We start from the raw sequence: 8,979 nt of genomic DNA, 5'->3' as shown, positions 1-8,979 counted from the left end.
AGTACCCGAGGTTCGGCGTGGCCGCGGCGGAGGAGGTCGCGGCGTTGGTCGCCGACCCCCTCGGCTGGAGCGACGCGGACCGGGCGGTCGCCATCCACGCGTACCGCCAACAGGTCGAAGCGGAGCTGGCCGCCCTGGCGGCCCCGGACGACGAGTCGGCCATGGCGCGGCTGACGGTCTGACGAGTTCATTCCGCCGGTGTGGGCCGACCGGTACGGTTCGGCCATGGGGTTCTTGCGGCGCAAGGGAAAGTCGCTGCCTATGGCGTCGGTCTCGGCGGTGGATCCTGGTGTGGTGCCGGTGACGTTCACGCGGCTGGCGGTGGTCCAGGACGCGCTTCGGGAGCTGTACCGGGCGCTGTCCCCGGCGAGGATCCGTACCTACACCGCCGCCATCGCGCCCGTCGTGACGGCGTGGACGGAGCCGGTGATCGACGCGCAGCGGCTGGCCAGGGCGATCGCGCTGCACCTGGGGATGACCGACGTGCGCCTCATCGTGTCGTTCCAGGAGTTGGGGGAGACCGGGGACGGCGGATACCACGCGGGCAACGTGGAGCTCGGTCCCGGGCCGGAGTACTTCATCACGTTGAGCCCGCGCTTCCGCGACGACGTCCGGGGCGCCGCGGCCGTGTTGGCGCACGAGGTGATGCACGTCTTCCTGCACCGCAACCGCATCTGGTGGAAGGACCAGGACCGCAACGAGATCCTCACCGACACCGCGATGGTCTACCTCGGCACAGGCTGGCTGATGCTCGACGCCCACCGCGTCGAGGGGGCCGGGCAGTCGTTCGGGTACCTGTCCCCGGCGGAACTCGGCTACGTGCTCGCCAAGCGCGCGTTGGCCTTCGACGAGGACATCGAGCGCTACCTCGCCGACAACCCCGCCGCCCGGCAGGCCTACCGGGCCGGGCGGCGGCGCGCGGCGCAGGACCACGAGGGCGCACCGCTGTCCGGGTGCCAGCGGGACGCCCACCGCCAGTACCTCGCCGACCGGCGCCGCGCCGCGCACCTGGCCACGCCGAGCGCACTCAGCGGCCCGGCCCTGCCGTTCGACGGCGGCTACCGGTTCGAGGGGCACGCCCCGATGAAGGTCGTCTTCGGCTGCCCCACCTGCCACCAGCGCATCCGGGTCCCGGTCGACCGCACCGCCACGGTCCGCTGCGCCACCTGCCGCTCCACCCACGCCGTCACCACATAACCCGCGTGTCCAACCCCCGCGACCCGCGTGTCCAACCGGCGTGACCCGCGTGTCCAACCGGCGTGACCCGCGTGTCCAACCGGCGTGACCCGCGTGTCCAACCGCCGTGACCCGCGTGTTCAACGAATCCGGACGGCACGATTTGTCGAACTCACCCGTCGCGGGTGTTGGACACGCGGGCTCTGGGCGTTGGACACGCGGGTTTTCGGTGTTGGACACGCGGGGATTGGTAGCGCTCTCATTGGAGTTCACGCTTTGAGAACTGGGGGGTGTGCTTGTTGTATGTGAGCGCTAACATGTGGGATGACGCGAGGGAGATTACCGTGTTGCGACAACGATGTCGGGCGGTCCTTGCCGCCTTCCTGACCCTGCTCGGAATGGCAACAGCACCCGTGGCGGCGTCCGCCGCGGACTATCCGAACCCCGGTGTGGTCACCGGTGACGTGGCGGTTCACGACCCGTCCGTGGTCAAGGTGAACGGCACCTACTACGTGTTCTCCACCGGCACCGGCCTGGAGATCCGCACCTCCAGCGACCGCACCGCCTTCCGCCGGCTCGGTTCGGCGTTCCCGAACGGCGCGTCCTGGGCGCACTCGTTCACCGGGGGCAGCGACAACCTCTGGGCGCCGGACATCTCGTTCCACAATGGACAGTTCTACCTCTACTACGCGGCGTCCACGTTCGGCTCGCAGAACTCCGCGATCTTCCTGGCCACCAGCACCACCGCCCAACCGGGCAGCTGGACCAACCAGGGGATCGTGGTGCAGACAAACAGCTCCAGCGACCACAACGCCATCGACCCGAACCTCGTGGTCGACGCGTCCGGCAACTGGTGGCTCGTCTACGGCTCGTTCTGGACCGGCATCAAGATGATCCGCATCGACCCGGCGACCGGCAAGCAGAGCGGCGGCACGCGCTACAACATCGCGCAGCGGCCGTCCAGCGCGGGCGGCGCGATCGAGGCGCCCTACATCGTCTACCGGGGCGGCTACTACTACCTGTTCGTCGCGTTCGACTACTGCTGCCGGGGCACCAGCAGCAACTACCGCACGATGGTCGGCCGGTCGACGTCGGTCACCGGCCCGTACGTCGACCGGGCCGGGGTCGCCATGACGAGCGGCGGTGGCACCGAGATCCTCGCCACCCACGGCTCGATCTACGGTCCCGGCCACCCCGCCGCGTTCGCGGACACCGACGCGTGGGTGCTGGCCTACCATTACTACACGTCCTCGGGCAGCCGCCTCGGGATCAACCTGATCGGTTGGAGCGACGGCTGGCCGACCGTCTACTGAGCACGATCGCCGCGGCCGCACCGACTCCCGGTGTGGCCGCGGTCACCCGGTCGCGGCCGCACGGGCTACGGCGACTGGGACGCCGCGCAGCGCCACGGCAGACGGCCGGTTGACCGTGTGTCGGTTGTATCGGGATACGCCGGAGGATGGTCAGGTTCCGCCGCTACCGAAGTCGCTGGGTGGCATGAAGCTGGAATCCGCGGGGCCGGACCAGGAGGAGGTGGGATCGAAATGCCGGTTCGTCGTGAGAAGGACTAAGGCGAGTATCCCCAACACGACTCCGAGGAGGATCGACACGACCTTCAGGATGACCGGGGAAAGGGTGGCACCGCCGAAGCCGACCAGGGCAGCGACTCCGCCACACCAGAAGGCCGCACTCGGGGGCGCGTTCCACAGACGGCGCCGGATGTTCCTGTTGCTCCACATCCTGCTCGGTTATCCGAGCGCTCGGTGTCGTAAACGCCTCGCTGTGTCGGCAACTCGTGCAACCCCACCGTGGGCTCCTGCGCGGGATGGCCGACCTGTCGCTACCTCTGCCACTGTGGCGTCTCCCCTCGGATGCCGTCCGCGGGGCGACGGTGGCCCTCGTCGCTACTGGAGCCAGGCCAGGTCGGCGGTCCGCATCATCCGCAGCACGCGTCCGACCTCCTGGTCGTCGCGCGGGGGTATGGTGACCCGCGCCAGCGCGCCGTACTGGTCCACCCTGGCGCCGGGCACCAGCTCGTCCCACGGCTTCCCGGTGGACGGCACGTCGCCCTTGAGCGCGTCGGACACCTTCGCGCGGTCCGCCTTCAGGCAGATGACCTCGGTCGCGTCGTCGCGGACCGCCACCGCCTGTCCGGCGGACGACAGCTGGGCCGCGACGACGTCGCCGAGGCACCTGGCGAGCGGGCCGAGCACGTCGTCGTCGGCCAGCGTCGTGTCGCCCGGCTCGGTCACCCAGTCGATCCCCGCCGCCGCCGGCGCGAACGCGAAGGACCCGACACCGGTTCGGATGTCGTTGAACTGCGCGAGCGGGGCCACGTCCGCGAACGGGCCGTCCTCGAGGTTGATCTCGTAGTCGTCGGCCGCGCGCCAGCGGGTGCCCCCGTCGCCGGCCTTGCCGTCGACGTGCAGGTCACGCAGCTTCCCGTCCACCGCGGACACGTCGTACTGGCCCAGGAGGACGGTCGCCTGCTTCGGCGGCGCGCCCGCGAGGATCGCCTCGTCGAACCCGCCGAGGTCCAGATCGAGGGCGTCCTTCACCGTCAGGCTGTACGACGCGACCGAGCTGTACCCCATCCCCACCAGCGCCCGGTACCGGTTCCCGTGCTGATCGACCAGCTCGCGCACCCGGGCCGGCCGCCCGTACTCGACCGCCATGCGTGTCTGCACGGTCGCGCGCACCCTGCCGAGGGCGCCCAGCAGACCGCTGTCATCGGTTCCGTCGTCCGAACAGCCGGCGAGCACCAGACCGACGAGAAGGACGAGCGTGACGGGTTTGCGCACCCGCGCGAGCTTAGGCCAGCGCGGCGGCCGGCGCGCGCGAGACGAGACATCTCGCTGCTTGCCGTCACAGCGGTCGCGGGGATGTTTCGTCCCGACGGACAACGCCGGGCGAGGCGCCGACTCGCCCGCGCCGCCGCGAGCCCGGGTTCACCCCTGGGTGAGTGCCGCCCGGACCGCCTCCACGGCCTCGGTCGCGTCGATGCCCAGTGCGCGGACCGCCGTCGCGTACTCCGCCGCCGCCTGGCGCAGCGCCACCCGGCTGCGGTCGCCGAGGGCGCTGACGAACGTGCCCGCCCGGCCGCGGGTCTCGACCATGCCCGCCTCCTCCAGCTCCCGGTACGCCCGCGCGACCGTGTTCGCCGCCAGACCGAGCTCCGTGGCCAGGGCCCGGACCGTCGGCAGCCTGGTGCCCACCGCGAGTGTGCGGTCGCTGATCTGGCGCGCCAGCTGGGCGCGCACCTGCTCGAACGGGGGCTGCCCGGACTCGGGGTCGATGACGATCAGGGTGGCTCGCACGTGTGCACGGTATTCGCTCCCGGGGTGGCCGCGGTCAGTGCGTCCACAGCCAGGCGGAGGTCGTCAGCTCCTTCACCCGCACCTTGACCCGGGTGAACTCCTCGCGCGGCAGCCCGGGCACGCCCTCCGCGACCACGAACCGGTACAGCGGGTCCGACAGGGCGACCGATATGTCGTGCTCGGGGTGCTCCGCTCCCCACCGGCGCAGCTGCCTGCTGCTCAGCAACCGACCCGTGTGCGTCACCAGCGCGCCGCCGAAACCCAGCTCGGACCGGCCGACCGGGCCCACGCCGGCCGCCATGCGAACGGCCATCCGGTCGGGGAACGTGGCGTTGTTGTCGCCCAGCCGCTTGCTCATGGCGTGCAGGAGGGTGGGCAGGGCGCGCTGGATGTCGAGCCGGTTCGGCAGGACCATCACCATGCCGTCGCCGGTGCCCTGGCGCTCGGTGTCGGCCAGCGGCACGCCCAGGTCGTCGAGCACGAGGCGCACCACCCGGGCCAGCCGCCGCTGCAGGCTCTCCTTGGCTGGGGAGTCACGCAGGCCGTAGCCGACGATGTCGAGCATGAAACCCATGCGGATGTGCCGCTCGGTGCACCGGCACGGCCGCACGACGTCGTCGAACAGTTCGGCCAGCGTGGCCGGCTCCTGCCAGGTATCGGTCAGCATGCTGTGCGGGCATGAGCTCTCCCAGAGGTGCGGTGCCCGCTGTGGATTCAGACCGTCGTATTCAACTGGCATGTGTCAGTTCCTTTGTAGGACGCACGTGTAAACACTTCGGGAGAGGGCCGTACTCACCCGTCCAGAAAACGCCCTGACAGTTCCCCCTGGCCCGTTGAGTCAAGAAATACACCGCTTCTCGGTGACCTGGCCACGATTTAAACAGCACGACGGTGAATGCCCGGAACCAGGCGACGAGCGGCGCCGGAAGGTTCGCCCAGGACGAAAGACCCTGTTGGACATGCCCGGGGCGTGGACAACGCCGCGGCCGAACGAACGACACTCGGCCACGCGAATACCGGCACGTTAACTACCGAGAGTCGTGGTAAGTCGCCAATAGGGAAGCAACCTACTCCGAACAGATGAAATTCGCTCGCAACCCGGGTAGAAGAGACCACGGTGGCTCAGATGGGGCCCGTGCAGAACAACCTCACCGCCACGAATCACCACGGACTCGGCGGCCGACGTCGGCGGCGTGGCACGCTCACGGTGGCGGGAGGTCGACACCCCGATACTCCGGGCAGCCGCGTGGCCGGCGAGATTTCCTTGCCAGGCACTAGAAACAGCCGATGTGAATGATCTAGTGTTCGCCCCCGTCGCAACGACCAGGGTCAGTCGGGAGTGATGGAGTGAGATCGGTGATCGTCGCCGCGCCGCCGGTGTTCGGTGAGACGGTGCCCGTCCTGAGGGTCGCCGAGGGGCTCGTGCGGCGAGGACACGCGGTGACCGCGCTGGTCGGCTCCCGGTTCGCCGAACGGGCCGAGGACATCGGCGCGCGTTTCGTGCCGCTGCACGGTGCGGCCGACTTCGACGACCGCCGGCTCATGAGCGACAACCCCGAACGGTTCGCACTGCCGACCGGGCCGGAACAGTACAACTGGGATCTCATCAACGTGTTCGTGGCGGGCATGAACGCGCAACACGAGGCGCTGCAACGCCTTCTCGAGGAGGACCCCGACGCCGCGCTGGTCGCCAACTCGCTGTGCACCGGCATGTGGCCGGTCGCGCTCGGCGCACCCGGCCGGCGCCCCCGCAGGTGGGTGGCCGTCGTGACCAACCCCATCGCCTGCGATGACGACGCGACCACACCCATGGGCCCCATCCCGGGACTGAGCGGGGACGAGGCCGTCCGGGCGCACCGTGCGGCCAACGCCGAGTGGCACGCGGTGCTCGAGCCCACGCGGCAGGCCGCGCAGCTCAGGCTGACCGAGCTCGGCGCCCCCGAGCCCATGCCGCCCTTCTACCAGGCGCTCTACTCCCTGCCGGACGCCCTCGCCGCGCTCACGGTGCCCGAGTTCGACTTCCCCCGTGCCAACCCGCTCGGCAACCTCACCTACGCGGGCATCCTCCCGGCACCCCCTGGCGGCGACCCGGGGAAGCCGGCATGGTGGGACGACCTCGACTCGGACCGACCGGTCGTCGCGGTCACCCAGGGCACCATCGCGAACGGCGACCTCGGCCAGCTCGTCGAACCCGCGCTGCGGGCGCTCGCCGACCAGGACGTGCTGGTGGTCGCCGCGCTGGGCCGCGATCCCTCGGTGCTCGTCGGCCCCGTGCCCGCCAACGCCCGGGTGGCGAAGTACGTGCCCTTCGACGAGCTGCTGCCCCGCGTGGACCTGCTCGTCACCAACGGGGGCGCCGGCGGCACGCAGCTCGCCCTCGCCGCGGGTGTCCCGGTCGTGGCGTGCGGGGCCACCGAGGAGAAACCGATGACCGCCGCGCGCGTCGCCCACCACCGGGTGGGCGTCGACCTGGCCACGGCGACGCCCTCGGAGGCGCAGATCACCGAGGCGGTCACCACGGTCCTCGGCGACCCCACCTACCGGCAGGCGGCGGGTCGGCTGCGGGAGGCCTACGCGGCGTACGACCCGATCACTACTGTGGAGGCACTGCTGCGCTGACGCGCGTCCTCGACGGCGACGGGAAGAGAGTTCGGTTGGACACCTCCCCGGACAGCAACGGCGGGCACGGCCGCGTGGACGGCCGGGTCAAGGTCACCGGCCGGGCGAAGTACGGCGCCGACCACAACCTGCCCGGGATGGTCCACGGCCACGTCGTGCTCAGCACGATCGCCCACGGCGAGATCCGGCACATGGACACCGCGGCGGCGCGGCGCGGGCCCGGCGTGGTCGGCGTGTACTCGCCGTTCGACCCGCTCGACCTGCGCACGGCGAACACGTGGCTGTTCGGCGACACCTGGGTTCCCCTGCAGGACAAGGATGTCACGTACTACGGCCAGCCGATCGGCCTGGTCGTGGCGGACACCGTCGAGCACGCGCGGGACGCGGCGATGACCATCGAGGTCGGCTACGACGAGCGGCCGGCGAGGACTTCGCTGTCCGAGGGGCTGGCGGACGCCGAGGACGTGCCGGCGTCCCAGCACCTCGTTCTCGCCCCCGGCGTCGAGTCCATCGAGGACGCCTTGGCGGCGAGCCCGGTCGTGGTCGAGGGCACGTACGCCACGGCGCCGCAGAACCACGCCGCGATCGAGCCGCACTCGGCGGTCGCCGTGTGGGTGGACGGCGAGCTGACCATCCACAGTGGCACCCAGGGCAGTGACATGCAGGCGATGGAGCTGGCCACCGCGCTGGGCGTGGACCCGGCCCGCGTCCACGCCGTCAACCCGTTCGTGGGTGGCGCGTTCGGCGGCAAGGGCCGCACGTCGGCCGCGGCGTTCCTGGCCGCGGCGGCGGCACGCGTGCTCGACCGGCCGGTCAAGGTCGCGCTGACCCGCGAACAGGTCTTCACCGCGACCGCGACCCGGGGCGCGACCGTGCAGGAGGTCGCCCTCGGCGCCGAACCGGACGGCACGCTGGTCGCGGTACGCCACGACGCGTGGTCGGCGACGTCCGTGGACCGGTCGTTCGTCGAGCCGGCGTCGAACAACACCAAGGAGTACTACACGACGCGGAACCTGGCGGCGAGCCAGAAGGTGGTGCCGCTCAACATCCCACCGACCACCTACATGCGTGCACCGGGCATGGCCCCGGGATCGTTCGCGCTGGAGAGCGCGATGGACGAGTTGGCGGTGGCGCTGGGCATGGACCCGATCGAGCTGCGGTTGAAGAACGACTCGACTTCTCCGCTGGGTTCGGATCTGTTGTGGTCGAGCAAGCACCTCGACGAGTGCTATCGGATCGGCGCCGCCCGGTTCGGCTGGTCGGCCCGCCGGCCGGGTGGTCGCGAGGAGGGTGACTGGCTCGTCGGAATGGGTACCGCCACCGCCATGTTCCCCGCCCACCGGTTCCCGGCCACGGTGCGGGTGACGGTGCGGGCCGACGACACCGCCGAGGTCGCGACCAGCGGCGCGGACCCGGGCACCGGCCTGCTGACCGTGCTCTGCCTGGTGGGTGCGGAGTCGCTCGACATCGAGCGGTCGCGGGTCGCGGCCCGGCTCGGCGACTCCTTCCTCCCGCCGGGCGGTGCGTCCGGCGCCTCCTCCGCCACCGCGAGCGCCAGTACGGCGGTCGTGGTCGCCGTCGGCGCGGTCATCGACGATCTCGTGGCCCTGGCGTCTGGTCCTGGTGGGCCGTTCGTGGGGCTGGAGGTCTCCTACGCGGCCGGGCGGGTGCTGGCCGGGGGGCGGAGCATGTCCTTTGGTGAGTTGTTGGGGAGCATGGGCCGCACCGAGTTGGCGAGGAACGGCTCGTCAGCGCCGGGTGAGGAGTTGACCAAGCACTCCTTCAGTTCCTTCGGTGCGCAGTTCGTCGAGGTCCGGGTGCACCGGTGGACTCGCGAGGTCCGGGTGTCGCGGATGCTGGGCGTGTT

General features: G+C 70.9%; 8 protein-coding genes. 5 read left to right on the top strand and 3 right to left on the bottom strand.

Annotated elements, in window-relative coordinates; all coding sequences use genetic code 11:
- The 3 genes from ACJ73U_RS46600 to ACJ73U_RS46590 form a co-directional block, all read left to right on the top strand.
- Positions 1-182, top strand: a 182-nt coding sequence (locus ACJ73U_RS46600; protein ID WP_407784233.1) for a hypothetical protein, incomplete at its 5' end; no start/stop codon positions are given.
- A gap of 43 nt (positions 183-225) precedes the next feature.
- Positions 226-1,197, top strand: coding sequence for a hypothetical protein (locus tag ACJ73U_RS46595; protein WP_407784232.1), 972 nt, complete (start codon positions 226-228; stop codon positions 1,195-1,197).
- A gap of 377 nt (positions 1,198-1,574) precedes the next feature.
- Positions 1,575-2,489: an arabinan endo-1,5-alpha-L-arabinosidase gene (locus ACJ73U_RS46590; RefSeq protein WP_407784231.1), complete on the top strand. Its 915-nt coding sequence runs from the start codon at positions 1,575-1,577 to the stop codon at positions 2,487-2,489.
- Between the two features lie 591 nt (positions 2,490-3,080).
- Here ACJ73U_RS46590 and ACJ73U_RS46585 read toward each other — a convergent pair.
- The 3 genes from ACJ73U_RS46585 to ACJ73U_RS46575 form a co-directional block, all read right to left on the bottom strand.
- On the bottom strand, positions 3,081-3,977 hold the full coding sequence (locus tag ACJ73U_RS46585) for a hypothetical protein (RefSeq protein ID WP_407784230.1): 897 nt from the start codon (positions 3,975-3,977) through the stop codon (positions 3,081-3,083).
- Between the two features lie 147 nt (positions 3,978-4,124).
- Positions 4,125-4,481, bottom strand: coding sequence for a GntR family transcriptional regulator (locus tag ACJ73U_RS46580; RefSeq protein ID WP_407784234.1), 357 nt, complete (start codon positions 4,479-4,481; stop codon positions 4,125-4,127).
- A 46-nt stretch (positions 4,482-4,527) separates the two neighbouring features.
- Positions 4,528-5,232, bottom strand: coding sequence for a hypothetical protein (locus ACJ73U_RS46575; RefSeq protein WP_407784229.1), 705 nt, complete (start codon positions 5,230-5,232; stop codon positions 4,528-4,530).
- 608 nt (positions 5,233-5,840) lie between these two features.
- Here ACJ73U_RS46575 and ACJ73U_RS46570 point away from each other — a divergent pair.
- Together ACJ73U_RS46570 and ACJ73U_RS46565 are read left to right on the top strand one after the other, a co-directional pair.
- The gene (locus ACJ73U_RS46570) at positions 5,841-7,112 is read left to right on the top strand and encodes a nucleotide disphospho-sugar-binding domain-containing protein (protein ID WP_407784228.1); all 1,272 of its coding nucleotides are present in this window, start codon (positions 5,841-5,843) and stop codon (positions 7,110-7,112) included.
- A gap of 35 nt (positions 7,113-7,147) precedes the next feature.
- Positions 7,148-8,979, top strand: a 1,832-nt coding sequence (locus ACJ73U_RS46565) for a xanthine dehydrogenase family protein molybdopterin-binding subunit (RefSeq protein WP_407784227.1), incomplete at its 3' end; no start/stop codon positions are given.

This window comes from Actinophytocola sp. (genome assembly GCF_045807065.1).
GTDB lineage: Bacteria > Actinomycetota > Actinomycetes > Mycobacteriales > Pseudonocardiaceae > Actinophytocola.
The sequence above is the reverse complement of the archived record's forward strand: the minus strand, read 5'-3'. Positions and strand labels throughout refer to the sequence as shown.

Bases quoted from the DNA above. Each gene is read 5' to 3' on its own strand.
- ACJ73U_RS46595 (WP_407784232.1), top strand. From the start codon at position 226: ATGGGGTTCTTGCGGCGCAAGGGAAAGTCGCTGCCTATGGCGTCGGTC.
- ACJ73U_RS46590 (WP_407784231.1), top strand. From the start codon at position 1,575: ATGGCAACAGCACCCGTGGCGGCGTCCGCCGCGGACTATCCGAACCCC.
- ACJ73U_RS46575 (WP_407784229.1), bottom strand. From the start codon at position 5,232: ATGCCAGTTGAATACGACGGTCTGAATCCACAGCGGGCACCGCACCTC.